The organism is Deinococcus aetherius, assembly GCF_025997855.1.
Taxonomy (GTDB): domain Bacteria; phylum Deinococcota; class Deinococci; order Deinococcales; family Deinococcaceae; genus Deinococcus; species Deinococcus aetherius.
In genome coordinates, this window is sequence record NZ_AP026560.1 from 2,277,619 (window position 1) to 2,302,500 (window position 24,882).

Genomic DNA, 24,882 nt, shown 5'->3' on the forward strand with positions numbered 1-24,882 from the left:
ATCTTTTGCTCGCGCGCCCCTCATCCGGCCGCTACGCCAGAGGTTCAGGCTGGTGCCAGCACACACCTGACCGTGGGCTGACGGCTCCCGCCCGTTCTCACCGCCGTTTCCCTCGCCGTTTCTTGGACGGGGCCGACCGCGCCCCGGCACTCAGACCCGCTCCCCGGCCCGCCGGGGTCGCCGGGCGAGACAGGGGGCACCCCATGACCACCAAGGCCACACCACCCACCGCCGTAGCCCCCACCCGCAGGCGCGGCATCGAGACGGCGCGGGCCCGCCAGGCGATCTGGCTGCTGTTGCCGACACTCATCGCCATAGCGGTCGTGGCGGGCTATCCCCTTTACCGCACCTTCTTCTTCGCGCTGCACGAGGCCAACCTCACCACGCCTGACCAGCGCACCTTCCTGGGGCTGGGGAACTTCTGGTTCACCACCGACGAGGGCGTGCCGCTGGGCTTCCTGCAAGACCCCAAGTGGTGGACGGCGGTGCGGAACACGCTGCTCTTCACGGTCGTCAGCGTGTTCCTGGAAACGGTTCTCGGCATGATCATCGCGCTCGTGGTAAACAGCGCCTTCAAGGGCCGGGCCTTCCTGCGCACCGCGATGCTGGTGCCGTGGGCGATTCCCACGGTGGTGAGCGCCCAGATGTGGGCGTATATGTACAACGACTCCTTCGGGCTGGTCGGGCGCGGTCTGCTGGGCGGGCAGGCGCTGCTCGCCAACACCGACTCCGCGATCTGGGCGCTGATCGCCGTGGACGTGTGGAAGACGACCTCCTTCATGGCGCTGCTGATCCTGGCAGGCCTGCAAAGCCTGCCGGGCGACATGTACGAGGCCGCCGACATGGACGGCGCGAGCAGGTGGACCCAGTTCTGGCGCCTGACCCTGCCCCTGCTGAGACCCGCCCTGCTAGTCGCGCTCGTCTTCCGCAGCCTCGACGCCCTGCGCGTCTTCGACATCATGTACGTGATGCTGGGACCGGTGAACGCCTCCAGCACCTCCATGACCGGCTACGCCCGCCTCGCCATGATCGACAACTCGCAGCTCGGCCTGGGCAGCGCGGTCGCCGTGGCGATCTTCCTGATCATCATGGTGATCGTGGTCATGTACGTCACCGCGTTCCGGGTGAAGTTCGACTGAGAGGAGAGCGCCATGTATCTGAAACGCACCAACCCGTTCATGTTCTACCTCCAGCGCGTCCTCTTCTACGTGCTCGTCCTCGTCATCACGGTGTACCTGCTCTTCCCCTTCTTCTGGGCGGTGCTGACGAGCTTCCGGCGGGCCGGGGACCTCTTCCTGCCGCCGCTGCAATTCCTCACGGCGCCCTCCACCTTGAGCAACTACACGCAGGTCTTCTCCAACCCCAACTTCCAGCGCGGGCTGCTCTACAGCGTGATCGTGGCGGTCGCGTCGGTGGTCATCAGCCTGCTGCTGGGCAGTTTTGCCGCCTACGCGCTGGGGCGCTTCAAGTTCAGGGGCAAGGCCTTTATCCTCTACATCATCCTCGCGGTGAGCGTCTTTCCGCAGATCGCGGTGCTGGGCGGCCTGTTCACCCTGGTGCAGGCCACGAGGCTCTTCAACAGCCCGGTCGCCCTGATCTTCAGCTACCTGATCTTCACGATCCCCTTCACGGTCTGGGTGCTGACCTCCTTCGTGCGGGACATTCCCGGTGAGCTGGAGGAGGCCGCGCTCGTGGACGGCGCCTCGCCGCTCCAGACGCTCTTCCGGGTGCTCTTCCCGGTGATGATGCCCGCGCTGGTCACGACCGGGCTGCTCGCCTTCATCAACGCCTGGAACGAGTACCTCTTCGCGCTGACTTTCACGAGTTCCAACCGCACGGTGCCCGTGGTGATCGCCAACTACTCCGGCGCCTCGCAGTACGACCAGCCGTGGGGGCCGATCATGGCGGCGAGCATCGTGGTGACGGTGCCGCTGATCATCCTGGTGCTGGTGTTCCAGCGCAACATCGTCTCCGGCCTGACCGCCGGGGCCGTGAAGGGCTGAGGCTGCACGCACCTCAAGCAGGCAAGAAGGAGGGCGACCCCGCACGAGGTGGCCCTCCTTTTTGCTGTCCTTACTAAAGTAGGACCGGTACCCGAAACTCTCCTGAAGGAGGAAAACGATAGCGTGAGACCCCCTACGATCTCCGATAAGACGGCCGCGTTTCTGCTGAAATTGTTTGGCGTGCTAGCTGTCATTACTTTGATCATGGCGCTTTTGTGGCCTGGTGGCCGAGAGTACGCTTGGGCAGTGTTGCAAGCGCTTTTGGCGGGTGCTATTGCAACGGTGGCATGGTGGATGTGGGGAGGTCCTAGCATCTAAGTCCTGACCCCTACTTCCCCTCCGCCTTGCGCTGCGCCTCGTCCAGCGCCGCCCTCGCGCTCAGCTTGCCGGTGGTGGCCTGCGAGATGGCATCCTCCAGGTACAGGGTCCACTGCTCGAAGGCGGGGGCGGTGGGGCGGGGCACCGCGTGGTCGAGCTGGGCGTGGGCGGCCCTGATCTGGGGATTTCTCGCGTACCAGTCGTTCAGGAGGGGCGTCACGCTGCGGCGGGTGGGCGCGTAGGCGGTGCTCTTGACCCACTCGGCGAGGCGGGCGGGCTCCATCAGGAACTGCCAGAAAGCGACGGCCCCGGCCTGCTCCTGAGGGGAGGCCCCCTGCGGCACGACGAGGTGGGCACCGCCGAGGGGCAGCGAGCACTCCCCCGCCTTCCCGCAGGGAAAGGGCGCGATACCGAGCTGGAAGAAGGGCAGCTTGCGCGCGTCGGTCCAGTTGGCGACGCTGGCGGCGACGAAGAGGTTCTGTCCCCGCGCGAAGTCGAAGGCGGCGCGGGTGGCCTCCGAGAGCCGCCTGGGCTGGGCGACCCCGGCCTCACTCATGCGGGCGAGCTGGGTGAGGGCCGCGACCGCCTCCGGTCCATTCAGGTTGGGGCGGCCGTTCACGACGAGGCTGCCGCCCCGCGAGGTCACGTTCGCCTCGAAGGTCCAGGCGTCGGCGGCGGCGACGAGGGGACGGCGGCCCCGGGTGGCGAGCTGGCGGCTGACGCTCTCGACCTCCGCCCAGGTCCCCGGGACCGACACCCCCTCCCGGCGCAGCGCCCCCGCGTTGTACATCAGGACGGGCACGCTGACGTTCCAGGGGAGGCCGTAGCGTTTGCCTCCGACCTCTCCCGCCCGCCAGATCGGGGGGTAGAGGTCCCCGGTGAGACTGCCCGGCAACGCGTCCGTCAGCCGCGAGAGGTCGGTGAGCCCGCCGTCCGCCGCCAGCCGGGCGAAGCGGGTGAACTCGACCTGGGCGAGCGGGGGAGCCTTGCCCGCCTTCAGAGCGGCCTGGAGCTTGTCGTTCAGCTCGCGGTAGTTGCCGCCCGCCACGGGCACGACCTCGTAGGTGGACTGGGAGCGGTTGAAGGCCTGGGCGTACCCCGCGACCGTGCCCTGGTCCATCGCGTGCCAGAACTCGATGCGGACGGGGGCGGCCTGGGCGGAGGCGGCCAGCAGGAAGGTCAGGGGCAGGGCGAGGCGGCGCATGGGGGGCAGGATAGCGGCCCGGTCTTGCCGCAGCCTGACGCGGGGATTAGGGCAGCACGGGGTAAAGGTCCACCCGGCTGCCGGGCCGCACGTCCTCGCGGGCGGCAATGCCGACCGAGGCGCTGGGGCCGCTGCGCCCGCTCAAACGGGTAAGGAGGTCCACGAACTCGTTCACGTCGAGGCCCCCGTTGGCGATGTACTCGCTGGGCACCCCCCGGGTGGTGAGGTCCGCCACCGTGTCCTGCACGAGGTCCTGAATCTGGGCCTGCACGCGGCGGGGGTCATTTCCCAGGGTCACGTCCATCCGGCGGATGAGCTGGCCGCCCCGGTACAGGGTGCTGTTGGGTCGGGCCTCGCAGGCGAGGTCCACCGGGAAGCCGACCGCCGTGTTGTTCGCGGCGCGGCACTGCACGAAGGTGCTCGCGTTCAGGCCGCGCAGCCTCGCCTCCAGGGCGGCGCGGGCGGGGGCAGGCAGCCGGGCGGCAGGCGCGCCGCGCGCCCCCCGCGCGTTGGCGGCGGCGGCGGCGCTCGCCAGGAAGGTGTCTAGGTTGCGCACGCCCGGCACCACGCCCGCGTACACGAGGTCGTTCTTGGGAAAGGCGAGGTCGGCGTTGCGGCTGGCGCTGAGTTCGGTGCGGGCGCTGGAGTACTCGTCCTGGAGCTTGCCCAGCGAGGCGCGCGTACTCGCCAGGTCGCGGGCGAGCGTCTCGTTCGCCGCCCGCAGGTCGGCCTGCTGGGCCCGCAGCGAGGCGAGGTCGGCGCGCACCCGGTCCCGCTCGGCGAGGGCCGCGTCCCGCGCCTGGGCGGCGGCCTCGCGGTCACGCACCGCCGCGTCGCGGGCGCGGGCAGCGTTGTCGCGCTCCGTCCTCAGCCGCTCGCGGGCGGCGAGAAGCTCGTTGCGCTCGGCGGCGAGCCGGTCACGCTCCCCCTGGGCGGCCACGCGCTGCGCCTCGGCCTGGGCGCTCGCGGCGACGGCGGCGTCACGGGCCCGCCGCGCCGCGTCCCGCTCCCCGGCAAGCTGGTTGCGCTGCGCCTCGATTCTCCGGCGCGAGGCCTCCAGCTCGGCGACCTGTTTCCCCAGGGCCGCCACGCGCTCCTGGGCGGCCTGGGCGCGGGCCTGCGTCTGGGTGGCCGCCGTCTCGGCCTGGGCGGCGCGGGCGTCGAGGTCGGCGACCTGCCCGTCCAGCGCGGCCACCCGCGCGTCGAGCGCCCGGGCCCGCTCCCGGCTGGACGCCAGGGCCTCCTCCGACGCGGTGAGGCGGGCGCGGCTTTCCTCCGCCCGCTTTTCGAGCGCCTCGCGCAGGGCGGTGAGCTGGGCGACGCGGGCCTGCAACCCCGCCGTCTGCGTCTGCGCGGTGCGGCGCTGGGCCTGCGCAGTCTGGAGCCGGACCTGGGCCGCCTTCAGCTCAGTCGTCGCCTCCTCCAGGCTGGCCTGCGCCCGCGCCCGCTCCGCCCGCAGCCGCTCGGCCTCGCGCTGGGCGGCGTCGCGCTCTCGCTGCACCGCCGAGAGGTCGCCCTGCACGTCCTGAAGCTCGTCGCGCAGCGCGGTGACCTGAGGCCGAAGCTGGTCCGCCTGCGCGATGGTGTTCACCGCGCTGCGGTTGAGGAGCAAAAAGGCTGCCAGGCTCGCCGCGCTGATCCCCATGCCCGACAAGACCGCCACGACGAGGGCGGTCGTCTTGGGCCGCAGCCCGAACCAGCGCAAGTGCTTGCGCCCCACCTTCTTGGCGATGGTGTCGGCCGCGTAGGCCACCACCCCCGAGAGGACGACCACGAAGGGCAGGAACAGCCACAACACGTGCCTTCCCCCCCGCCTTACAGCTCGAAGTCGTCGCCGAGGTAGTGGCGACGGGCGTCCTCGTCGGCCGCGAACTGCGCCGGGGTGCCCTCGAACTTCGTTGACCCGTCGAACATCAGGTACACCCGGTCGGTCAGGGCGATGGTCTCGCGGACGTTGTGGTCGGTGATGAACACGCCGATCCCCCGGCGGTCGCGCAACTCGCGGATCAGGCGCTGGATCTCTCGGATACTCTTGGGGTCCACGCCCGTGAAGGGCTCGTCGAGCAGCAGGTAGTCGGGGTCGGTGGTCAGGGACCGCGCAAGTTCGAGGCGCCGCCGCTCCCCGCCCGAGAGTTGGTACGCGTAGGAGTCCCTCAGGTGCGTCAAGCCGAACTCAGCGAGAAGCGCGTCAGCCCTGGCCTCCTGCTCGGTGCGGGAGAGGCGCTGGTATTCGAGGATGGCGAGCAGGTTGTCCCGGGCGGTGAGCTTGCGAAAGGCGCTGGGCTCCTGCGGGAGGTACCCCAGCCCCAGCCGCGCCCGCTCGTGCATGGGGAGCCGGGTCACGTCGCGGTCGCCGAGCCGGATGCTTCCCCGGCCGGGCCGGATGAAGCCCACGAGCATGTAGAAGGTCGTGGTCTTCCCCGCCCCGTTCGGGCCAAATAGGGCCACGATCTCGCCGGGCCGCACCGTGAAATCCACCCCGCGCACGACTTGTCGCCGACCATACGTCTTGCTGAGGCCCTGGGCGGTCAGCTCCGGTCGCGCGGTGACGGTGGGCAAGACGGCGGGGGCGGTCACGTCCAGAGGGTAGCATGGGCCCCCGGCAGCTCCCGTGACGGGCGCGACGAAGGCCGCGGGTGGGCCGCTTCTCCCGGCCTGGGGCCTACACTGAGGCCATGCTGTTGACGATCATCGTGCTCGACTCCGTGGGGGTCGGCGAGTTGCCCGACGCGGAGCGGTTCGGGGACGCGGGCGCGCACACCCTCAACCACACCCTCGCGGCGGCCCCGGTGCCCCTGCCCAACCTCGCGCGGCTGGGGCTGGGCCGGGTGCCCACCGTCGTGACCGGACCGAATACCCTCCCGGGGGGCGAGGTGCGCGGCGCTTTCGGCCGGATGCGCGAGGTGAGCCCCGGCAAGGACACGAGCACCGGACACTGGGAGTTCATGGGCGTGCAGCTCCAGCACCCCTTTCAGGTCTTCCCGGACGGCTTCCCCCGTGCCGTGATGGACGCTTTCGACGCTTTGATAGGGCGCGGGCACCTCTGCAGCCGGCCCTACAGCGGCACCGACGTGATCCGCGACTTCGGGGAGGAGCACCTACGCACGGGCTTTCCCATCGTGTACACGAGCGCCGACAGCGTCTTCCAGATCGCCGCCCACGAGGACGTGGTGCCGCTGGAGACGCTGTACGAGTGGTGTCAGGCGGCGCGCGACCTCCTCCAGGGTGAGTTCGCGGTGGCGCGCGTGATCGCCCGCCCGTTCCGGGGGGAGTGGCCCTTCGAGCGGGCGAACGAGCACCGCCGGGACTTCTCGCTGGAGCCGCCGCGCACCGTGCTCGACGCGCTACGGGAGGCGGGCGGGGAGGTCGTCGGCATCGGCAAGATCCCCGACATCTACGCGCACCGGGGCTTCACCGAGGAAATCCACACCGACAACAACGCGGACGGGGTTCAGAAGACCCTCGCCCGGATGCGGCGGGCGGCGCAGGAGGGCACGGGCGGGCTGATCTTCACCAACCTCGTGGACTTCGACGCGAAATTCGGGCACCGCCGCGATCCGCAGGGGTACAGCCGGAGTCTGGCCGAGTTCGACACGGCCCTCCCCGACCTGCTGGCGGCGGTGCCGGAAGGCGGGGCGCTCCTCGTCATCAGCGACCACGGGAACGACCCGACGTGGCACGGGACGGACCACACCCGCGAGTACGGGCTGCTGCTCGCTTACCGCCCGGGAATGGCGGGAGCCGTGGACCTGGGCGAGCGCGCCACCTTCGCGGATGTGGGCACGACCGCCGCCGAGGCGCTGGGTGCCGCGTGGGAGGGGCCGGGTGAGAGCTTCTGGAAGACGCTGAGCTGACCCCGACCCCCGTGCCCGAGACCTCCTCCCCGGACGACGGCGCCTCCACCTTCCGCGCGGGTCCCGAGGCGTTCACCCTCACCCTCTCGCTGGGCGGGCGGTACGCGGGTGAACAGAACTGGGCGATTCAGCCCGAGCGCAGCGCCCTGGTGGCGCGGGTGCAGACCGACTTCGGTGGGGTGCTGCCGGAGTTGCGCCGCCTTCAGGTCAGCCGCCTCCACCCCCGCTTCCTGACCAGCCTGGGCTACGCGGAGGGCGACGGGCGTGGCCGGGCCACCTTCGAGACCACCTTCGACCGCAAGACCGGCCTGGTCACCCTGCGCCAGGGCAAGGAGGAGGCGACCCTGCCCCTCACGACCGAGTACCACGACCCCGTCTCGCTGCTGCTGTGGCTGCGCGGCCTGGGCGAAGAGGAGCGGGCGACCACCCGGCTCACCGGCGGACAGGTGCTCGTGCAGCGCCTCCCCGACGCGGAGGTCGGCGACGTGCCCGCCCGCGCCTACTTCCTGCGCCCCGGCGGCGCCTACGTGTACGTCGAGCGCGAAGCTCCCCACCGCCTGCTGCGCCTGATCCAGCCGACCGACTTCGGCCCCGTCGAGGCATTGCTGCAACCCGCCCGCAAGGGGCAACCGGAGCGGCGACGGCGGCGGGGCGGATGAGTCGTCAGCGATCAGCAAACAACACTCGCTTTCCCCTTCTTTCAAGCTGACAGCTTCCCCGGAGCCCCCATGCAAGTCCTGCAAGGTGACGCCGCCCGCGCGGCCCTGACCCGAAGTTTTTCCGAGATTCCCGTGCCCGAGAGCGTCCTCGACCGCAACGAGGCGCTCTACGGCGAACGCCTGACCCCCACCCAGGTCGCCCAGCGCATCCTCGCCGATGTCCGAGAACGCGGCGACGACGCCCTGCGCGACTGGACGGAGAAGGTGGACGGCTTCCGCCCGGACACGCTGGAAGTGTCGCGCGAGGAGATCGAGGCAGCGACGGTCGAGCCCGACCTCCACGACGCCATCCGGCTCGCGGTGGACCGCGTCCGGTCCTTCCACGAGCGGCAGCCCGCCCACGGCTTCCTGGAGCACGGGCCGGACGGCGCCCTCGGGCAACTCGTGCGCCCGCTCGGCCGGGTGGGGGTGTACGTGCCGGGCGGCCTCGCGCCTCTGGTCAGCAGCCTGATCCACACGGCGGTCCCGGCGCGGGTGGCGGGCGTCCCCGAGATCGTCGTGACCACGCCGCCAGCGCGGGACGGCGCGGTCCACCCCGCCATCCTGGTCGCGGCGCGCGAGGTGGGGGTGAGCCGGGTGTTCCGCGTGGGCGGCGCGCAGGGGATTGCAGCCCTGGCCTACGGAACCGCCAGCATCCCGGCCGTGGACAAGATCGCGGGGCCCGGCAACCTCTTCGTGGTGATCGCCAAGCGGCTGGTGTACGGGCAGACCGGCATCGAGAGCCTGCCCGGCCCCACCGAGACCCTCGTCGTGGCGGACGACAGCGCCGACCCGCGTTACGTGGCCGCCGACCTCCTCGCGCAGGCGGAGCACCTGGGGGCCGAACCCGTCCTCGTCTCCACCAGCAAGGGGCTGCTCGTGGAGGTGCAAAACCAGGTAAGCGGCCAGCTCGAAGCCCTGCCCGAACCCAACCGCAGTTGGGCGCGCGACAGTGTGCTGAGCCGGATGAAGATCGTCCTCGCCGCCGATCTGGACGAGGCGCTCGACCTCGCCAACCTGTACGCCCCCGAACACCTCTGCCTGCTGACGCGCGACCCGTGGAGCCTGCTCGGGCGGGTGCGGCGGGCGGGCGGCGTCTTTCTCGGCGAGGCGAGCATGGAGGCGCTGGGCGATTACGTCGCCGGGCCCAGCCACGTCATGCCCACCGGGGGCACGGCCCGCTTCATGAGCCCCGTCAACGTCCGCGACTTCCAGAACATCATCAGCGTCGTCGGCGTCAATGAATCCGCCCTGAGCCGCATCGGCCCCGCCGCCGCCGTCCTCGCCCGCGCCGAGGGGCTGGAGGCCCACGCCCGCGCCATCGAGAGCCGCCTGACCCCGGAAGTGCCCGGCGCCCACCCCGAGGCGACGCTGGAGGTGCTGGAGGAAGAGGTGGAGTCGGGGCGGGGAGTGAGGGAGACGGACAGGTTGGGGCCGCTGTAACGGAAGGAAAGGGGCTGTCGAAGGTTGGGGTCTCTGGGGGGCCTTGGCCGTTCACCCCCCTCCCAGCCTCCCCCACAAGGGGGGAGGGGCAACAAGATGGTGGGTGAGGCAGGGGCGGTGGATGTGGTCACACGCCCCCTCTCCCCGGCCCTCTGCTGCGCGGCTCTGCGAGTCACCCACGAGAGGAGAGGGAGAAAAGCTGAAGCCTCGCGCTTTTCAAAACGCGAATCTGGACGCCCCATGAGTGCCTGTGACTGGACGGTCCTGGCCCACGACCACGTCGGCTCGCGCAGCGAGACGGTGGGCCTACGGATGGGGCGCGACAAGATCAGACATTCCGCTGGGAAGAACTCGACCACCCGCGCCGCCCGTTTGTCCTTGCCGAGCGCAGCGGAAAGCTCCCCCTGCCCCCCCTGGGGGTAGGGGGCAGGGGGGTGGGGGTAAACCGTGGCAAGATGCCCAGCCCCTCAACACCAACCCCGCCCTCCATCTCCGAAAGGCGGGGCCACCCATTCACCCTTTGGCCGCAGGCGGACGCACGTCCCCGTCCGTCAACTCGATCAACCACGCCATCAGCTGAATGAACGCCAGCCCCAGCGCGGGCACCCCCGCCACCATCATGATCCACCCGCTGATCTGCTGATTTTCGAGCGGCGTGAGGTTCCACAGACATAGCGCCCCGACGTAGGGCGTGTACAGCACCTGCCGTGAGTACAGCCACACCGCCGCCACCGCCATCATCGGCAGCGCGGCGAGCAGCCCGAACCACCCGCGAGAGCCGATGCCCGCAGGCTGCACGCTGGGCAAGGGCCGCAGCACGACCCCCCAGACGAGCAGGCTGCTCAGCAGGTACAGGGCAGGGAGCAGCGCCCCGGCGGTGTTCGTGACGACACTGGCATTGAAGCCCGCCGGAATGTTCCAGAAGATGATGACGGCGGACCACACGGCGAGCGCCACCCAGGGGTCGAGCACCACCCCCAGCACCCGCCCGAGGGGACGGCGTGGGTCGATCACGACGCCACGCGGCAGGCCCAGGATCAACAGCGGCGGCACGACCTCCGCGAGGACCATCAGCCGCCCCATGTACAGCGCCATGCTGTTCAGGGTGAGACTCGTCGCGGCGGACTGGGTGGCGAGGATCAGGAGAACCACACCGAGCCCGAACAGCACGGCCTTCCAGGCGGGCCAGCGCGCCCGGCCCTCGGCAGTTCGCCGGGCCTGCACGTACCGCCAGCCGTACCACCCGGCCGCCGCGAGGACGGGCAGCCAGACCAACGGGTCGAACCGCAGGGCGAGCAGACTGCCCAGGCCGGGGCTCAGGTCGGCGGGAACGTTCATGAGGCGGGGTTCTCCATGACGTGCTCGATGTCGCGCACCACCCGGTCAACCTGCGGGAGCTGGGTGTAGTCCCACAGCAGGCGCAGCTTGCCCGCCGAGTCGATCAGGTACGTGCCCGTCGTGTGGTTGATCTGATAGTTGTCGGGGCCCTTCACGTCGGCCTTCTGGTAGGCCACCCCGTAGGCGCGGGCGACCCTGGAGAGGTCCGGCTCGGGCACCTGCACGCCGGTCGCCTTGCCGAAGAACTCGACGTATTCCTTGAGGCGGGCGGGCATGTCCCGCTGGGGATCGACGCTGACGAGCACGATGTCGAAGCGTTCACGCTGCTCGGGAGGCAATGCCCGGCGCGCCTTGTCGAGGTAGGCGAGGCTGAGGGGACAGATGTTCGGGCAGTGGGTGAAGCCGAAGAAGAGGGCGGTCGTCCGGCCGTTTCCCCCGGGCTGGAAGGTCCAGGCTTTGCCGTTCTGGTCGGTGCCGGAGAAGACCTGCGCGGCAGCGGGGCGGTCGAAGGCGGTGCCGTAGAAGGGGAAGGGATTCCGCAGACGGGCGAACCCCCAGGCGCCCCCCAGCACGAGCGCGACCGCGCACAGGGCGAGGAGAGCCGACACGTACCAGGGCCGTGCGGCGGGGGCAGGGGCGGTGGAGGGCAGCGAGGTCTCGGTCATATCAGGGTTTGCGGACGACGGCGTCCACGTTCAGGGTGCGCCCCTGTCCCCCGCCAAGGGTGAGGCGGATCGTCTCGCCCACCCGCAGGGGCCGGGTCAGGTCCATCAGCATGAGGTGGTCGCCGGTCGCGGAAAGGGTCAGGGTGCCCCGGGCGGGGACGGTCAGGCTGGGGGCGGCGGTCATACCCGTGCGGCCCTGCGCGTCGCGCCGGGTCTTCATCAACATGGCGTGTCCGGCGACGGGACTACGGACGGTGGTCAGGGTGACGGGGGCGTTCCCTGGGTTACGCAGCGTCATGAACACGCTCGTCTCGGTCGCGCCAGGGGGCACGGCGACCACGGTGGCCCCCTGCACGGTCAGGGGCAGGGGGGCGGGGCGGGCGGCCTGCGCCGGGGTGCTCTGTCGAGCGTGCTCAGTCAGGTGGTGCCCGGCCTGCTCACCGGCGGCGGGAATCACGACGGCGGCGAGCGCGAGGGCCACGAAGAGGGGGGTAGGGGTGGACATGGGAAAGGGAGAGCCTCCTTGAGAGCGAACCGGGCTCGGTGTCCCCAGTCTAGGCGCGGGGGTGGGGCCGGTTTGTCCCCGACCCTGCCCGGCTTGGAACGGGTTCCAAGCGTGGGGCCCTCGGGGTATGGTGGGGACACGGTTATGCGCAAGCCCACCATTCAGGATGTTGCCAAGCGGGCGGGCGTGGGGGTCGGCACGGTCTCGCGGGTGCTGAACAACCACGCCGCCGTCAAGGGCGCGACCCGCGAGACGGTCCTGCGCGCCATCGGCGACCTCGACTACACCCCCAACCCGCACGCCCGGCGCATCGCGGGCGGCAAGAGCTACACCATCAGTGTCCTGCTGCCCGTCGTGACGACCGAGTTCTACGTCCGGCTCCTCGACGGCCTGGAGAAGGCCTTCCAGGAGGCCCGCTACGACGTGGCGATCTTTCCCCTGCTCGACCGCTCGCGGCTGGAACGGTATCTCGGCTCGCACACCCTGGCGTACCAGGCGGACGGGCTCGTCATGGCGACCTACAACCTCTCGGGGCTCTTCCAGGAGCGGCGGCTGCGCCCCCAGCAGCCCACCGTGCTCGTGGACGCCTTCGCGGAGGGGGTGGACTGCGCCTTTCTCGACAACGTGACGGGCGGGCGCATGGCGGGCGAGCACGCCGTCACCCTGCCGGGCGAGCTGTACGCGATCTGGGTCGAGACCGAACTCGACCAGCTCTTCACCACCCGCGTCTTCGAGGAACGCCGCGCGGGCTTTCACGAGGCGGTCGCGGCGGCAGGCCGCACCGTGCGCGCCGAGTTCACCTCCAGCTTTGACGCCCACGCCGCCCGCAGCGTGGCCTGTGCCCTGCTCGACGGGGCCGAGTTTCCCTGCACCGTCTTCGCCTCCGCCGACCTCCTCGCCGGGGCCCTGCTCGACGAGGCACACGCGCGGGGTCTGAGGGTGGGACAGGACCTGCGCGTGATCGGCTTCGACGACCAGCCGTGGGCGGCAGCGCGCGGCCTGACCACCCTGCACCAGCCCGTCGAGGGGATGGGCTACGAGGCCGCGCAACTCCTGCTGGGCCGTCTGGGTGGCTTCCGGGGGCCGCCCCGCGCCCGCCGCTTCGAGCCCCACCTCATCGTGCGCGAGACGGCGTAGGCCGGGAGGCGGGAGAGAAACTTGCCCTCCTGCGGCTCCTCAGCCGCGCCCCCGGTGCGTCTCGTCCAGTCTCACGTCGTTGCGGCCCTGGCGTTTGGCGGCGTACATGGCCGCGTCGGCGCGGCTGATCACGCCGTCGGGATGCTCGCCTGGCCGGGTGGTGGCGACCCCGAAGCAGGCGGTGACGCCCGCCACCTCGCCGTGCCGCTGGTCGCGCAACTGGGCGCGCAGGGTGTCGAGGAGGCGGCGCACGTCGGGCCCCTCCTGGGGCGGCAGGATGAGCAGGAACTCCTCACCGCCCCAGCGCGCGGCCAGTCCGCCGTCCGGGAGGATGCCCCGCGCCGCCCCGGCTACGCCCCGCAGCACCCGGTCTCCAGTCGCGTGGCCGTGCTCGTCGTTCACGCGTTTGAAGTGGTCGAGGTCGAACAGGACCACGGTGAAGGGCTCCCCCTGCCCGGCGAGGGCGGCGAGCCTCTCCTCGGCGGCGCGGCGGTTTGCCAAGCCGGTCAGGGTGTCACGGTACGCGGCCTCGCGCGCGGCGAGCAGGTGCATCCGCTGCACCCCGAAGGTCGCCTGCACCACGACCATCACCGCCCCGGCGAGCAGGAACTGGAGGACCGCCGCCGTGAGCCGCAGGTCACCCCGCACCTCCCCGAAGCCGAGATGGTACAGACACAGGCCCAGCGCGACTCCGTAGGTGCCCCCCGCCCAGCGCAGGGCCTGCCGGGACGGGGAGAGCAGGAAGGGGGCCGCGTACAGCAGCGCGAACCAGTACGTGCTCTCGCTGAGCATGTGCACCTCGGGCGCGAAGGCCCGGAACTGCTGCTCCAGCGCGAGCAGGAAATACACCGTGGTCGCCGCGTACGTGACGCTCACCGCCGTATGGACCCTCACCCGCCGGGCCGCCACCGCCCCCCGAAGGGCGAGCAGGGTCAGCGCGAGCAGGGGCAGCGCCACCCGGTCCAGGGGGTCGAAGGCGAAACGCTGCACCCACAACGCCAGGGCGCACGCCAGGGTCCCCAGCCACGCCAGCCGCAGGAACATCCGCCGCTGCGAGTCCTGCCAGGGCTCGTCGTCGGGGGGGTGGGGTGCGCGGTGGGCGGGGGGCTTCATCGGACACACTCCCGGGACGAGCAGTGTAGTCTTCATCCTACCCTAATCCCGGGGAGGCGGGCGGCCCCTCAGCGCACGACCCGGTGATGGACCCGGCAGCGGGCCTCGTACGTCTCCTGCGCGCCGACGAGCACCACGGGGTCGTCGTAGCGGGCGGGCTGGCCGCCGATCAGCCGCTGCGAGCGGGTGGCGGGCGCCCCGCAGACCGTGCAGATCGCCGTGAGCTTCTCGACGCTCTCCGCCCGCGCGAGCAGGTCGGGGATACACCCGAAGGGCTCGGCGCGGAAGTCGAGGTCGAGCCCCGCCAGGATCACCCGCACCCCCTCCTCGGCGAGCCCCAGCACGAGCGGCCCGAGGTCTCGCCCGAAAAACTGCGCCTCGTCGATGCCCACGACCTCGGGCAGGGGCTGCTCGGGCGCGGGGAGCAGCGCCCCCTCCCCCGTCAGGTGCGCGCGGATGGCGGCGGCGTCCCGCACGGCCACCGCCGGGGTGGAGCGGCCCGCGTGGCTGGCGACGTGGGTGACGTGGTAACGGCTGTCGATGGCGGGCTTGAACACGGCGACCCGCTGCCGGGCGATCACGGCGCGGGTCAGGCGGCGGATGAGTTCCTCGCTCTTGCCGCTGAACATCGGCCCGACGATCACCTCCAGGTGACCGCCGTGGTAGGGGGACTTGAGCACGGGCCGGATTATAGAAGTCGGGGAGCCGCCGAACGGTTGCCCCCAACCTGACTTGCTCCGCGTTCGATGAGCTGAAAACGCCCGTCCACGAAATTCAACTCGAACATCGAGGCCAGTGCATTCGGCCGCCAGCCAAGTTCCAGGGCCTACCGAATCGCTCGCTTAACAAAAGCGGGGGTGATGTGGAGAGGCGTGTTGCCCTGGCTGCGGCTGCCCTGCACGAGCTGCAACCAGGGGTCATGCCATTCCGGCAGGGTGACCAACAGACGTTGACCTCCGCCCACTTCCGGCACCACCGTCAGGAATCTGGTGCCCTTGGTGGCAAAACGCCATCGATAGGGTCAGTCCGAGACAACAATGGCCCGAAAGTTACGACGCTTCTTCGCCAGGGCCACGAGGAAGAATACCGCGCCCCCTCGCCGCGAAAAACGAAAACCGCCCCACCAGCGCGGGCGGGGCGGCTCGAACTTTCGGCCTTACTTCTTGCGGTTGGTGCGGTACGAGTCGCCGAAGCGCTTGTTGAACTTGTCGACGCGGCCCTCGGTGTCCACGAAACGCTCCTCGCCGGTCCAGAAGGGGTGCACGCCGCTCCACACGTCTACATGAATCTCGGGGCGGGTCGAGAGGGTCTCCATGACGACCTTGCCCTGGTACATGATCTTGCACGGCACGGCCTTGGGGTGGGCATCTTTCTTCATCTTGATCCTCCTCCGTCACGTCGTTGTGCGTGACGGGCAACCCTGGAAGTATAGCAGGGCGCCGGAGACTTTACCAGACGTACCGGGCGTCCCAAGCCTCGCCCCGGCGCAGGACGGGCGTCGGCAGGCCCGTGACACGGGAGCCCCCCTTGACGGCGGCCCGCACGAGGAGGCGCGGGTCGAGGTCCGGGTAGAGGCGGCGGGCGAACGCGACCTCCTCGCGCACGTCGAGGCTCTCGCCGCTGGCGACGGAGTCGGTGCCCAGGGCGACCTCCACCCCCGCCGCCGCGAAGGCGACCCAGGGAAAGGTGCCGCACTCCAGGTGCGCGTTCGAGCGCGGGCAGGAGACGACCGGACACCCGGCGCGGCTCACGCGGGCGATGTCGTCGGGGGTCACGTTCACCATATGGACGAGGGCGGGTCTCCCCGCGAGCGCCCCCAGCTCGTCGAGGTAGCGCACCGGGGTGAGGTCGGGGGCCGGGTCACGCCCGATCACCTCCGAGAAGGAGGCGGGGTAACGAAAGCGGCTCATGGACTCCCACAGCGGACCCGCCCCCGTGCAGAACAGTTCCGCCTCGGAGGGGTGCTCGGCCACGTGAATCTGCACGGGCAGGCCCTCCCCCGCCGCGTACTCGGTCAGAAGGCGCATCAGGCGGTGGCTGACCGTAAAGGGCGTGTGGGGCGAGAGGCCGACGCGCATCCCACCGGGCCATTCGAGGCGGCGCCAGCCCTCGACGCGCTCGCGGGTCTGCCGGAAGGTCTCGTCCGCCGTCTCGGGGAAGGGGTCCAGGACCTCGAAGTACGCCACGCCGCGCAGGTTTCCCCGGGAGAGGAGGGCGGGCATGGCGTCCGGCAGATGCGCCCATACGATGTCCCCGACTGCCCCGGCTCCCAGGCGCACGAGCATATCGGCACCCGCCTCGGTGCCTGCCAGCCCGCGCCGCTCGCGCTGGGCCATCACAACCTCGGGAATCCAGCGAAAGTAGGGCAGGGCGCGGAAGTCGTAGGCGCTCATGTCGAGATGGGTGTGGGCGTTCACGGGGGGCGGCGCGATGACGGCCCCCGCCCGCCGCTCCCGCGCGTGGGGGTAACTCGCGCGCAGGGTGTCGGGGTGCCCGGTGGCCGCGACGACGCCGTTCGAGCCCACCACCCCGCCCGGCGCGTGACCGCCGCCCACGCCCGTGAAGAGCACGTCGCAGGTGAGGAGTTCGGGCGTGTGGGGGTCGGACAGGCTGGAGGCAGTCATGCGGCCCATTGTGAGGGCGGAGGGGAAGGGCGACGCGGCCCCCTTCCCTCCCGGTGGCCCTCAGCTCAACTGCCGAATCCGCCCCCGCAACTCCCGCGCCACCGCGTCCGGTCCCCCTGCGAGGAGGGAGGCGGGAACGTGCCACCGCCCCTTCTGCTCGAACTCGGAGGTGAACAGGCTGCTCAGGCCCGTGGTCAGGCCCGTGGCGCGGCGGTCCACCTCCAGGATGACGTCGAGGCCGCTGGGCGCGGGGAACACCATCATTTCCAGCTCGTTGAGGTGATATTGGCCGTACGGGGGCCGGAAGCTGAGTTCCTGCACGATCCGGCCGTGGTGGTGCTCGACCTCGCTCGCCGCCAGCCGGAAGCCCAGGCGCTCCGCCGCGTCGATCAGGACTGCCATCTCGCAGCTGGGGAGGATCTGGAGGTGGTCGGTGTCGCCGGGGTCCACCGCCCCCGCGATATCGGCGTCGGTCGCCAGCCACACCGCCGTGCCCGGCAGGCTGAGCGGGGTGCCGGGGGGCACGGTGAGCGAGAAGGGGAACTCGCGCGTCTCACCGGGCCGCAGGTCGAAGCCGGGCGTCACCGGCTGGCTGAACAGCAGGTGGGTGACGTAGCTGTCGTCGGACTTGTACCGGGTGGCGAGGCCGAGGTTGACCCGCTCGACCCGCTGCTCCACCGCCCCGCCGCGCACGAGGACCACACCCGTAAGCGCCTCGCCCACGCGAACCGCCGGGTTCTGGACCCGCGCGTCCACCGTCGCCCCGCCCACGCCGACCGCCGCCATCATCTTCTTCAGGAAGCCCATACGGCCCCTACGGCCGAGGTGACGGCGGGGTTCCCGGGAAGGACCGTTACGCCGCTCCGCCCTCCACCGGAGAGGGCGCCTCCTCCGCCCGCCGCCCACCCGCCCGCTGCTCAGCCACCATCGCCGCCCCGACAATCCCCGCCTCGTTCTGGAGGGCGGCGGGGACGAACTCGCTGCGGGTGAGGTGGATGTGCTCGCGCCACTTGTCCGCCTTCTTGCTGATGCCGCCGCCGATGATGAAGAGGTCGGGGGAAAACAGCAGTTCGAGGTGCTGGAGGTAGGTGGAGGCGCGTTTGGCCCACGCCTTCCAGTTCAGGTCGTCGCGCTCGCGGGCACGGTCGGAGGCCCAGGTCTCGGCGTGCTTGTCCCCCTTGAGCCACAGGTGCCCGAGTTCGGTATTCGGCACGAGGACCCCGTCGTGGATCAGGGCGCTGCCGATCCCCGTCCCGAAGGTCAGCACCATCACCACGCCGGAGACGCCCGCCCCGGCCCCGAACCGCGCCTCGGCGAGCCCGGCGGCGTCCGCGTCGTTGATGAGGGTCACGTCCCGCCCGGTCGCCTCGGTAAAGAGGGCGTCGGCGTCCAGCCCGATCCACCCCTTGTCCACGTTAGCCGCGCTCAGCGTCCTGCCGTGCTGCACGATGCCGGGGAAGGTGACGCCCACCGGCCCCTGGTGCCCGAAGTGCCGCACGAGTTCGGCCACCACGTCCTTGACCCCATCGGGCCGCGCGCCCTCCGGGGTGGGGATGCGGTGGCGCTCCGTCAGCAGTTTCCCGCTCAAAGTGTCCACCGGAGCCCCCTTGATGCCGCTGCCGCCGATGTCGATGCCGAGGATCACGCTCATGGGGTACAGCGTAAGCGACGGAGGCGGCTCCTCGGTAGCGGGGAAAGCGGTCGGCCATCAGCTCTCAGCTTTCAGCCTGTTTTGCTGACGGCTGACCGCTGAGAGCTGACAGCCACAAAAAACCGCCCCCACGGTGGGAGGCGGCCTCTTTGGAACTGCTCGCTTACTGGCTGCGCGCACCCTTTGCAGCGTCCACGAGCGCGCGGAAGGCCTCGGGCTCGCGGGCGGCGATGTCGGCGAGCACCTTGCGGTTGAGGTCCACCCCGGCACGCTTGAGGCCGTTGATGAAGGTGGAGTAGTTCATGCCATGCAACCTCGCACCCGCGTTGATGCGCTGAATCCACAGGCGGCGGAAGTCGCGCTTCTTGTTGCGGCGGTCACGGTACTCGTAGGTCGCGGCGTTGAGCAGCGTCTGGAAGGCGTTGCGGTACTGCTTGCTACGAGAACCCCAGAAGCCCTTGGCGCGCTTGAGCACCTTCTTGTGGCGGCGGCGGCGGACGATCCCGGTCTTGACGCGTGGCATAGGCTCACTTCCTCCCGGTCACGAGGCCGAGCTTCATGCGGGCCCACTCGCTCTTGGCGAGCACGAAGCCCTTGCCCTTGCCGCTGATCTCGGCGCCGCTCTTGCCGGTGTTCTGGTGGCGCTTGCCACTCTTGAACGCCATGACCTTGCCGGTGGCCGTGACCTTCACCCGGCGGGTCATGCTCTTTTTCGTCTTCATCTTCGGCATACTTGCTCCTATAGCCCGGTCCCACTCCTCGGGGAGGGTTCCGTCTGGGGGCTGGGGCCGTCTCCCGGTGGAGACCGTTGGCCGCCCCGTCCCGCTTGGCCAAGGGGAAACTATACAGGGGGCAGAAGGGGAAGGGCAAGAGGGAGTCAGGACGGCCGGAAGTACATCTGGGTGACGTTGGGGCGGCGGCCGTTCTTCTCGAAGATACGGCGCATGGCGTGGTTGTCTGCCCCGGTCCCTCCAGCGTGATGCGTGTGCTCTTCGGCGGCGAGGGCGAGCAGATGTGCGTGGAGGCGGGTGCCCAGCCCACGACCACGCGCCCGCGAGAGGACGCCGATCAGGTGGATGTTGGCCCAGTCCGGGCGACCGCTGGGGCCGACCTTACCAAACGCCGCCAGCCCCTCGCCGTCGTCCAGACCAAAGAGCCGCTCTTCCTCGCCCAGTTCGTAGTCGGTGTGGCCATCTGCGTCCAGAAGCGCCCGGACCTCGGGGCGGGAGAGCCAGTCGGGATTGCCTTCGACCGCCTGCGGATCACGGAGGTCAGGGCGGGTCCGCAAGTCCGTCTCGTAGATCACCTCTGTGCTGCTCTACCGCCAGCCTGCCGCTTCCACTGCCTCACGGTTCAGAGGAGCCTGGTCGTCCTGAAGCAGCAGCACCCGCTCCGGCTCCGCCCTCTCACGGAGGGCGCGGGCCAGAACGGTCAGGGCATCGGGAGTCACACCGGGATGAAAGCGCGGAAAGACAGGAACGTGAGGAGCAGCAGAAAGCAGGGCAGTGCCCTCCACGCCCCTCTCGGAGCGGAGAATCAGGATGTTCTCCAGCCGGACCCTGCCCGCCTCGATGTTCCCCCGCAGCACGGGCAGACGTTTCGCCACGTCCGCCGGGTCGGGGTGCAGGGCGTAGAAATCGGCCAGGGTGATCAGCTCGGGGTGTTCAACGGTGTAAGTGTTCAGGGGATGACCTCTGGCGAGCGGGCCTGTTGCGAAGAGCCCTCGCCGGGCAGCGAAGGGGAAGCTCTACTCCGGCGGCTTCGTCCCCTGCCCGCTCCTGCGAATTGCCACCAACAACCGCGTGACGGCCTGCGCGACGTTCGCCGCCTCACGCCGGACTTCGGGGTTACGGCTGAGTTGAGTCAGTCGCTCGGCGGCGTTGTGGGCCGCCCTCAGCAGCGTCTCGACGGGGATGCGGGCGCGGCGGTGGCGGGTCATCCCAGAACCTCACGGCTCACCAGCCACAATGCCCGGTAGGGGTCCAGATGGACCGGGTAGGACCCGAAGGTGAAGGCGCTCCCGCCGAGGAGATCGGTCGCGTGCTCGCCGAGGTGGTCGCGCAGGAGGTGGGCGGGCAGGAACACCTCCCCCTCGCTGAAGTTGTAGACCTGCACCATCACACCGAGGGGGTGGTCGCGGCGCAGCAGCAGCACCCGCGCGTCGGGGCTGGGGACGACGTGGCTCTCGATGCTGGCGTGCAGGTGCGGAGCGTCCTGCCGCACGCGGATCAGGTGGCGCAGGCCCGCGTTCACCCGTCCGGCGGGCGAGTCGGGCTCGTGTTCCACCCTCCGCGCCAGTTCCCAGTCCATCTCCGGGCGGTGGACCCAGCGGTTGTCGGGGGCGTGTTCGGGCACCTCGGTGAAGCCGTAGTCGTTGAGCATCGCCAGTTCGTCCCCCATGTACAGCAGGGGCACTCCGCCGAAGCCCAGCACGACCGCGTGGGCGAGGAGGATGCGGCGCACGGCGTCGTCCACCCGGCCCGGGTCCCCGGCCTCCAGCGCCGCCTCCAATCCGGCGAGGCTGGCCCCCGACCCGCTCATGCGGCGGTCCCCGGTCGCCGGGTTGAATTGGAAGACGAGGCCCCGCGCGAAGGACCCCGGAAACTCCCCGCTGTAGAAGTCGCTCAGGAAGCGGCGGTGCGCCTCGCCATTCAGCCCGGCGAGGGCGGCGTCCTCGTCGCTGATCGCCCAGCCGATGTCGTCGTGGCAGCGGACGTACATACCCCAGGTCGTGTTCGTGGGCTTGGGGGGAAAGGCCCGCAGCGCCTCCTCGAAGAGCTGGGTGTTGCGGCTCGCCAGGGTGGACCAGATCTGCACCATCAGGCTGTTGTGGTAGGCCATGTCCGAGACCTTGCCGTGGTGTGACCGCGTGCCGAGGTAGTGGATCAGGTCGGCGGGCGCCACGATGGCCTCCGCCTTGAAGGCGACCCCGGGCGCCACGATCCGGGCGGCGGCGCGCAGGGCCCGGGTGAGGTGGTGGACCTCGGGCTGGTTCTGGCTCGTCGTGCCCAGCCGCTTCCAGATGAAGGCGATGGCGTCCAGCCGGAAGACCTCCACCCCCCGGTTCGCCAGGTACAGGATCAGGTCGGCGAACTCCAGGAAGACATCCGGGTTGGCCCAGTTCAGGTCCCACTGGTAGGAGTTGAAGGTGGTCCAGACCCAGCCGCCCGCCGCGTCGTTCCAGGTGAAGTTGCCCGGCGCGAAGTCGGGGAAGACCTCGGGGAGGGTGCGCTCGTAGGCGTCGGGCATCTCGCGGTCGGGGAAGATGTGGAAGTAGTCGCGGTATTTGGCGTCTCCGGCACGCGCTTTCTCCGCCCACTCGTGTTCGCGGGCCACGTGATTGAGCACGAGGTCGAGGACGAGGCTCACGCCGCGCCCCCGCAACCCCCGCGCCAGGGCCGAGAGGTCGTCCATCGTGCCCAGGTCCTCGCGCACGGCCCGGTAGTCCTGCACCGCGTAGCCGCCGTCGTTCTCGCCCGCGCGGGGTTTGAGGAGGGGCATCAGGTGAAGGTACTTCACGCCCAAGCCTTCGAGGTAGTCGAGGTGTTCGCCCACACCCTTGAGGGTCCCGGCGAAGCGGTCCGCGTAGGCGATGTACCCAATCATGTCGGGGGTCTGGAGCCAGTCGGGGCGCAGGAGGCGGGCCTCGTCAAGGCGCCGGAGGTCGGCTGGGCGGGCGTGGTAGGCGTGGAGCATCACCTCGGTCAGGCGGCCCAGGAGTTCATCCGCCCGGTCCCCGTACACGGCGCGCAGGCTCCCTTGCAGGTCGGGGCCGTACCGCTCTAGGCGCAACAGGAACGTATCGGCGTCACGGTCGTCGTCGAACGCGGTCCGCAGCCGCGCCCAGGGGTCGGACTTGAGCACACGCCCAGCATAACCGGAAGTGGGAACGGGTCCAAAAAGGACGGACAGAAGGTCGAAGGCGGAAGGCCAACCCCTGGGCTTTTCTCTCAGCTGGATTCAGGTTGTCTACAACAGAAGTGCGCAACTCAGATTTGCTTGTGACTCGGCGTTTTCGCTCTTTTGACCCTCTCCCCGGGTGGGAGAGGGCGTTGCGAAGCAACGGGTGAGGGGGCGTGTGACCAGCCCAGCCGCTCCCCAGGGCCAGGGAACGCCTTGCCCTCCGTCGAGAGAAAAGCCTGGCCACCCCGGGGGCCTCTGACCTTCGCCTTCCGCCTTCTGCGCCTTTCGTAGGAGGTCTTATCTCCGCAACTCCGCCCGCACCTCCATCAGCGCGCGACCCAGCAGGTTCTCGCCCCAGGCGTGACGGTTAGCCTCCGCCTCCCCCTCCGAAAAGCCGATGCCCCAGATACGGTCGGTGGGCGAGGCCTCGACGAGCAGGGCGTCTCCGGTGGCAAGGAGAGCGTCTCGCAGCTCGACGTTCTGCCCGAACTTGAGCCGGAGCATGTCGAGCGCCACACCGTAACGTTCACGCGTCCACACCTCGTCGTCATATGGCGTGACGCGGCGGCCCAGCGCCTTGCAGTCTGCCGGGGTGCGGGCGGCGAGGATGGCGGCGAGCCTTCCCTCATCACCGAAGAGCCGGGCCTTGCGCGCCATCAGGTATTGCTCGGCCCAGCGGTAGGTCGCGCCGTCCTTGGTGAAAACACTTGGGTGGAAGTTCGAAAAGGGGTGGGCGGTGCGGTAGAAGTACAGGGCGTCCGGCATAGTAGCAGGCTTTCAGGCCGGGTCAGGAAGCGCATCCGCCAAGCGGGGTAGGCCAACGGGAAGAGGACGGCGAGGCCTCCCCCACCGCCCTCCCTGCCCGGCTGGCCTTACTGCACCTGATCGCGGCCGACGTTGAGGTACACCGCCACCTCGTCCATGCTCTCGACCTGCGAGAGGGGCACGTAATGGTGCTGGCCGTCGGGGCTGTCGGTGCGGGTGAGCTTGAGCTGGTCGCCCTCCACGTGATCCACCGTGCCGACGTGCTCGCCGTTCACGTCCTTGACCTGCATGTGCTCGCCCTGGCTTTCGAGGCGCTGACGCAAGTCCTGGCTTACCCGGTCGTCGATCTGGTTGGCGACGTTCTGGTCGTTCTGTCCGTCATTTTGAGTCATGGGCGTAGCCTACGGGGCTCTTCCGTCGAATCAGATGACAGTCGGGTACAGAAGAGGGTCACGGAACGTTGGGGGAATCTCCATGCGGAGCGCAGGCTCACCCCAACTCGGCGGCCAGGTTCCGCACGGCGTCCACGTCCAACGCCGTGAGCGCCAGGTTGACCCGCGCCTCGAAATTATGGGGAGTTCCCGGCAACGTTCCCGCCAGCGCGACCGCCCCCTTCTCGTTGAGAATCCAGGCCCGTTCCCGCGCGCAGAGCGTCTGCACAAACGCCATGACGGCCTGATAGAGGCACCCCTGCGCGTAATGCACGTCGCCACGTTTCAGGCCCTTGGCCGCCCCGTCCAGCCAGAAGCCCGGTTGCCAGCCGTAGTGCCGCTCCAGCGACGCGGCGAGGGCCGCCGGGTAGCCGCCGAGTCGCACGCGGAGCCCCTCCAGCCTGCCCGACGGGTCGTGGAGGATGACGCCCGTCGCCAGTTCCGCCGCGTAGTGGTGGCCGTGGATGCCATGGGGGTGCCCGGGCTGGGCGTGCAGGCTCACTCGCCCGGCCAGCGCGTCCTCCACACTCTGCTCCACCCGGCCGAGTTCCCGGTAGATGAAGTCCACCCGTTGCCCCCCCACGGTCAGCCACGCGCCGCCGTCCACCCAGAGGCCCCAGCCGCCGGGCGGGGTGGCCTCGGCGGTCCCCGAGTCGTCGAGATCACGGCACAGGGCGTTCAGAGCGGTCAGGTCGAAGGGTTGGGGAGCGTCGTAGGCGAGGCCGAGGTCGAGGTCGGAGTCGGGGCTGGCGTTGCCACGGGCGCGCGAGCCGCCAAGGGAGACGGCGACCACGCCGGGAACCTGCGCCATGCGGGCGGCGATGGAATGGGCGAGGAGAGGAAGGGTCACCCCACGATTCTCGTCTCAATCCTTCTGCACCACACAGAAGCGGTTGCCGTCGGGGTCGGCCAGCACCACGTAGTCGGCGCCTTGCTCGTAGCGCCAGTCCACGCGGGTCGCCCCTAACGCCAGAAGCCGCTCCACCTCCGCCGCCTGGTCGCTGGCGTAGAGGTCGAGGTGGTGGCGCCGCGCCTTGTCCGAGTCGATCAGGTCGAGGGCGAGCTGGACGCCCGGTCCTTCCCGGGGCACCAGGACGGCCCAGTCCTCGTCCGGTTCGTTGCGGAGCCGGTAGTCCAACGCCTGCGTCCAGAAGGCTATGGCCCTGGGCACGTCTCGCACACCCCAGACGATGGAGCCGATTTTGAGCATGGGCGTAGCTTAACAGCCCC

The 24,882-nt window shown here is 70.1% G+C and carries 28 protein-coding genes; 6 read left to right on the forward strand and 22 right to left on the reverse strand.

Features of this window, described 5'->3' with window-relative positions; translation table 11 throughout:
- The first annotated feature begins 203 nt into the window (after positions 1-203).
- Both DAETH_RS11520 and DAETH_RS11525 read left to right on the forward strand, forming a co-directional pair.
- Positions 204-1,139 (forward strand): carbohydrate ABC transporter permease, encoded by a 936-nt coding sequence (locus DAETH_RS11520; protein WP_264775035.1) that lies wholly within the window; start codon positions 204-206, stop codon positions 1,137-1,139.
- Positions 1,140-1,151: 12 nt separating this feature from the next.
- Entirely contained in the window at positions 1,152-2,003 is an 852-nt protein-coding gene (locus DAETH_RS11525) for a carbohydrate ABC transporter permease (RefSeq protein WP_264775036.1), read from the forward strand.
- A 328-nt stretch (positions 2,004-2,331) separates the two neighbouring features.
- Here the strand turns inward: DAETH_RS11525 and DAETH_RS11530 are convergent, their stop codons facing one another.
- Genes DAETH_RS11530 through lptB form a run of 3 tightly spaced genes read right to left on the reverse strand, consistent with a single transcriptional unit; the run spans position 2,332 to position 6,102 of the window.
- Complete coding sequence (locus DAETH_RS11530; RefSeq protein WP_264775037.1) at positions 2,332-3,525, reverse strand: ABC transporter substrate-binding protein; 1,194 nt, start codon at positions 3,523-3,525, stop codon at positions 2,332-2,334.
- A gap of 46 nt (positions 3,526-3,571) precedes the next feature.
- Positions 3,572-5,323, reverse strand: a complete 1,752-nt coding sequence (locus DAETH_RS11535; RefSeq protein ID WP_264775038.1) for a DUF3084 domain-containing protein — start codon at positions 5,321-5,323, stop codon at positions 3,572-3,574.
- Between the two features lie 17 nt (positions 5,324-5,340).
- Entirely contained in the window at positions 5,341-6,102 is a 762-nt protein-coding gene (gene lptB, locus DAETH_RS11540; RefSeq protein ID WP_264775039.1) for an LPS export ABC transporter ATP-binding protein, read from the reverse strand.
- 98 nt (positions 6,103-6,200) lie between these two features.
- On the opposite strand from lptB, the gene DAETH_RS11545 reads away from it, so the two are divergent.
- The 3 genes from DAETH_RS11545 (at position 6,201) to hisD (ending at position 9,520) form a co-directional block, all read left to right on the forward strand.
- Positions 6,201-7,379: a phosphopentomutase gene (locus DAETH_RS11545; RefSeq protein WP_264775040.1), complete on the forward strand. Its 1,179-nt coding sequence runs from the start codon at positions 6,201-6,203 to the stop codon at positions 7,377-7,379.
- 11 nt (positions 7,380-7,390) lie between these two features.
- Complete coding sequence (locus tag DAETH_RS11550) at positions 7,391-8,038, forward strand: hypothetical protein (RefSeq protein ID WP_264775041.1); 648 nt, start codon at positions 7,391-7,393, stop codon at positions 8,036-8,038.
- A 69-nt stretch (positions 8,039-8,107) separates the two neighbouring features.
- Positions 8,108-9,520, forward strand: coding sequence for a histidinol dehydrogenase (gene hisD / locus DAETH_RS11555; RefSeq protein ID WP_264775042.1), 1,413 nt, complete (start codon positions 8,108-8,110; stop codon positions 9,518-9,520).
- Positions 9,521-10,033: 513 nt separating this feature from the next.
- On the opposite strand, the gene DAETH_RS11560 is transcribed toward hisD, so the two are convergent.
- The 3 genes from DAETH_RS11560 to DAETH_RS11570 are packed head-to-tail and all read right to left on the reverse strand — an operon-like array spanning position 10,034 to position 12,028.
- Positions 10,034-10,858: a cytochrome c oxidase assembly protein gene (locus DAETH_RS11560; protein ID WP_264775043.1), complete on the reverse strand. Its 825-nt coding sequence runs from the start codon at positions 10,856-10,858 to the stop codon at positions 10,034-10,036.
- On the reverse strand, positions 10,855-11,523 hold the full coding sequence (locus tag DAETH_RS11565; protein ID WP_264775044.1) for an SCO family protein: 669 nt from the start codon (positions 11,521-11,523) through the stop codon (positions 10,855-10,857). Before DAETH_RS11565 ends, DAETH_RS11560 begins: the two co-directional genes overlap by 4 nt.
- 1 nt (position 11,524) lies before the next feature.
- Entirely contained in the window at positions 11,525-12,028 is a 504-nt protein-coding gene (locus DAETH_RS11570; RefSeq protein ID WP_264775045.1) for a copper chaperone PCu(A)C, read from the reverse strand.
- 144 nt (positions 12,029-12,172) lie between these two features.
- Here DAETH_RS11570 and DAETH_RS11575 point away from each other — a divergent pair, with 144 nt between their 5' ends.
- Positions 12,173-13,165 (forward strand): LacI family DNA-binding transcriptional regulator, encoded by a 993-nt coding sequence (locus tag DAETH_RS11575; protein ID WP_264775046.1) that lies wholly within the window; start codon positions 12,173-12,175, stop codon positions 13,163-13,165.
- A 39-nt stretch (positions 13,166-13,204) separates the two neighbouring features.
- Here the strand turns inward: DAETH_RS11575 and DAETH_RS11580 are convergent, their stop codons facing one another.
- The 16 genes from DAETH_RS11580 to DAETH_RS11655 all read right to left on the reverse strand — a co-directional run bounded on the left by DAETH_RS11580 (position 13,205) and on the right by DAETH_RS11655 (position 24,862).
- Positions 13,205-14,278 carry a GGDEF domain-containing protein gene (locus DAETH_RS11580; protein ID WP_264775047.1) on the reverse strand — a complete coding sequence of 358 codons (1,074 nt, stop codon included), beginning with the start codon at positions 14,276-14,278 and terminating at the stop codon, positions 13,205-13,207.
- A gap of 68 nt (positions 14,279-14,346) precedes the next feature.
- On the reverse strand, positions 14,347-14,958 hold the full coding sequence (locus DAETH_RS11585; protein WP_264775048.1) for a thymidine kinase: 612 nt from the start codon (positions 14,956-14,958) through the stop codon (positions 14,347-14,349).
- Positions 14,959-15,434: 476 nt separating this feature from the next.
- Positions 15,435-15,656, reverse strand: coding sequence for a 50S ribosomal protein L31 (gene rpmE / locus DAETH_RS11590; RefSeq protein WP_102128126.1), 222 nt, complete (start codon positions 15,654-15,656; stop codon positions 15,435-15,437).
- Positions 15,657-15,726: 70 nt separating this feature from the next.
- Positions 15,727-16,902, reverse strand: coding sequence for an amidohydrolase family protein (locus DAETH_RS11595; protein WP_264775049.1), 1,176 nt, complete (start codon positions 16,900-16,902; stop codon positions 15,727-15,729).
- A gap of 60 nt (positions 16,903-16,962) precedes the next feature.
- Complete coding sequence (locus DAETH_RS11600) at positions 16,963-17,709, reverse strand: sporulation protein (protein WP_264775050.1); 747 nt, start codon at positions 17,707-17,709, stop codon at positions 16,963-16,965.
- Positions 17,710-17,755: 46 nt separating this feature from the next.
- On the reverse strand, positions 17,756-18,553 hold the full coding sequence (ppgK, locus tag DAETH_RS11605) for a polyphosphate--glucose phosphotransferase (protein ID WP_264775051.1): 798 nt from the start codon (positions 18,551-18,553) through the stop codon (positions 17,756-17,758).
- A 163-nt stretch (positions 18,554-18,716) separates the two neighbouring features.
- Complete coding sequence (gene rplT, locus DAETH_RS11610; protein ID WP_264775052.1) at positions 18,717-19,076, reverse strand: 50S ribosomal protein L20; 360 nt, start codon at positions 19,074-19,076, stop codon at positions 18,717-18,719.
- 4 nt (positions 19,077-19,080) lie between these two features.
- On the reverse strand, positions 19,081-19,284 hold the full coding sequence (gene rpmI, locus DAETH_RS11615) for a 50S ribosomal protein L35 (protein WP_264775053.1): 204 nt from the start codon (positions 19,282-19,284) through the stop codon (positions 19,081-19,083).
- A gap of 146 nt (positions 19,285-19,430) precedes the next feature.
- Positions 19,431-19,859, reverse strand: coding sequence for a GNAT family N-acetyltransferase (locus DAETH_RS11620; protein WP_264775054.1), 429 nt, complete (start codon positions 19,857-19,859; stop codon positions 19,431-19,433).
- A 12-nt stretch (positions 19,860-19,871) separates the two neighbouring features.
- The gene (locus DAETH_RS11625; protein WP_264775055.1) at positions 19,872-20,159 is read right to left on the reverse strand and encodes a hypothetical protein; all 288 of its coding nucleotides are present in this window, start codon (positions 20,157-20,159) and stop codon (positions 19,872-19,874) included.
- Between the two features lie 141 nt (positions 20,160-20,300).
- Complete coding sequence (locus tag DAETH_RS11630; protein WP_264775056.1) at positions 20,301-20,492, reverse strand: hypothetical protein; 192 nt, start codon at positions 20,490-20,492, stop codon at positions 20,301-20,303.
- Entirely contained in the window at positions 20,489-22,417 is a 1,929-nt protein-coding gene (locus tag DAETH_RS11635) for an alpha-amylase family protein (protein ID WP_264775057.1), read from the reverse strand. The genes DAETH_RS11630 and DAETH_RS11635 overlap by 4 nt, the downstream gene beginning before the upstream one ends.
- Positions 22,418-22,753: 336 nt before the next feature.
- Positions 22,754-23,221: an NADAR family protein gene (locus DAETH_RS11640; protein ID WP_264775058.1), complete on the reverse strand. Its 468-nt coding sequence runs from the start codon at positions 23,219-23,221 to the stop codon at positions 22,754-22,756.
- 107 nt (positions 23,222-23,328) lie between these two features.
- Positions 23,329-23,613: a DUF2171 domain-containing protein gene (locus tag DAETH_RS11645; RefSeq protein WP_264775059.1), complete on the reverse strand. Its 285-nt coding sequence runs from the start codon at positions 23,611-23,613 to the stop codon at positions 23,329-23,331.
- A gap of 97 nt (positions 23,614-23,710) precedes the next feature.
- Positions 23,711-24,502 carry a nucleotidyltransferase family protein gene (locus tag DAETH_RS11650; RefSeq protein ID WP_264775060.1) on the reverse strand — a complete coding sequence of 264 codons (792 nt, stop codon included), beginning with the start codon at positions 24,500-24,502 and terminating at the stop codon, positions 23,711-23,713.
- A 15-nt stretch (positions 24,503-24,517) separates the two neighbouring features.
- On the reverse strand, positions 24,518-24,862 hold the full coding sequence (locus DAETH_RS11655) for a VOC family protein (RefSeq protein WP_264775061.1): 345 nt from the start codon (positions 24,860-24,862) through the stop codon (positions 24,518-24,520).
- Positions 24,863-24,882 lie beyond the last annotated feature (20 nt).

What these genes read in the sequence shown, in the direction of transcription:
- DAETH_RS11520 (WP_264775035.1), top strand. Translation starts at nt 204, where the DNA reads ATGACCACCAAGGCCACACCACCCACCGCCGTAGCCCCCACCCGCAGG.
- DAETH_RS11525 (WP_264775036.1), top strand. Translation starts at nt 1,152, where the DNA reads ATGTATCTGAAACGCACCAACCCGTTCATGTTCTACCTCCAGCGCGTC.
- DAETH_RS11530 (WP_264775037.1), bottom strand. Translation starts at nt 3,525, where the DNA reads ATGCGCCGCCTCGCCCTGCCCCTGACCTTCCTGCTGGCCGCCTCCGCC.
- DAETH_RS11545 (WP_264775040.1), top strand. Translation starts at nt 6,201, where the DNA reads ATGCTGTTGACGATCATCGTGCTCGACTCCGTGGGGGTCGGCGAGTTG.
- hisD (WP_264775042.1), top strand. Translation starts at nt 8,108, where the DNA reads ATGCAAGTCCTGCAAGGTGACGCCGCCCGCGCGGCCCTGACCCGAAGT.
- DAETH_RS11560 (WP_264775043.1), bottom strand. Translation starts at nt 10,858, where the DNA reads ATGAACGTTCCCGCCGACCTGAGCCCCGGCCTGGGCAGTCTGCTCGCC.
- DAETH_RS11565 (WP_264775044.1), bottom strand. Translation starts at nt 11,523, where the DNA reads ATGACCGAGACCTCGCTGCCCTCCACCGCCCCTGCCCCCGCCGCACGG.
- DAETH_RS11570 (WP_264775045.1), bottom strand. Translation starts at nt 12,028, where the DNA reads ATGTCCACCCCTACCCCCCTCTTCGTGGCCCTCGCGCTCGCCGCCGTC.
- DAETH_RS11575 (WP_264775046.1), top strand. Translation starts at nt 12,173, where the DNA reads ATGCGCAAGCCCACCATTCAGGATGTTGCCAAGCGGGCGGGCGTGGGG.
- DAETH_RS11580 (WP_264775047.1), bottom strand. Translation starts at nt 14,278, where the DNA reads ATGAAGCCCCCCGCCCACCGCGCACCCCACCCCCCCGACGACGAGCCC.
- rpmE (WP_102128126.1), bottom strand. Translation starts at nt 15,656, where the DNA reads ATGAAGAAAGATGCCCACCCCAAGGCCGTGCCGTGCAAGATCATGTAC.
- DAETH_RS11595 (WP_264775049.1), bottom strand. Translation starts at nt 16,902, where the DNA reads ATGACTGCCTCCAGCCTGTCCGACCCCCACACGCCCGAACTCCTCACC.
- DAETH_RS11600 (WP_264775050.1), bottom strand. Translation starts at nt 17,709, where the DNA reads ATGGGCTTCCTGAAGAAGATGATGGCGGCGGTCGGCGTGGGCGGGGCG.
- ppgK (WP_264775051.1), bottom strand. Translation starts at nt 18,553, where the DNA reads ATGAGCGTGATCCTCGGCATCGACATCGGCGGCAGCGGCATCAAGGGG.
- rplT (WP_264775052.1), bottom strand. Translation starts at nt 19,076, where the DNA reads ATGCCACGCGTCAAGACCGGGATCGTCCGCCGCCGCCGCCACAAGAAG.
- rpmI (WP_264775053.1), bottom strand. Translation starts at nt 19,284, where the DNA reads ATGCCGAAGATGAAGACGAAAAAGAGCATGACCCGCCGGGTGAAGGTC.
- DAETH_RS11630 (WP_264775056.1), bottom strand. Translation starts at nt 20,492, where the DNA reads ATGACCCGCCACCGCCGCGCCCGCATCCCCGTCGAGACGCTGCTGAGG.
- DAETH_RS11640 (WP_264775058.1), bottom strand. Translation starts at nt 23,221, where the DNA reads ATGCCGGACGCCCTGTACTTCTACCGCACCGCCCACCCCTTTTCGAAC.
- DAETH_RS11645 (WP_264775059.1), bottom strand. Translation starts at nt 23,613, where the DNA reads ATGACTCAAAATGACGGACAGAACGACCAGAACGTCGCCAACCAGATC.
- DAETH_RS11655 (WP_264775061.1), bottom strand. Translation starts at nt 24,862, where the DNA reads ATGCTCAAAATCGGCTCCATCGTCTGGGGTGTGCGAGACGTGCCCAGG.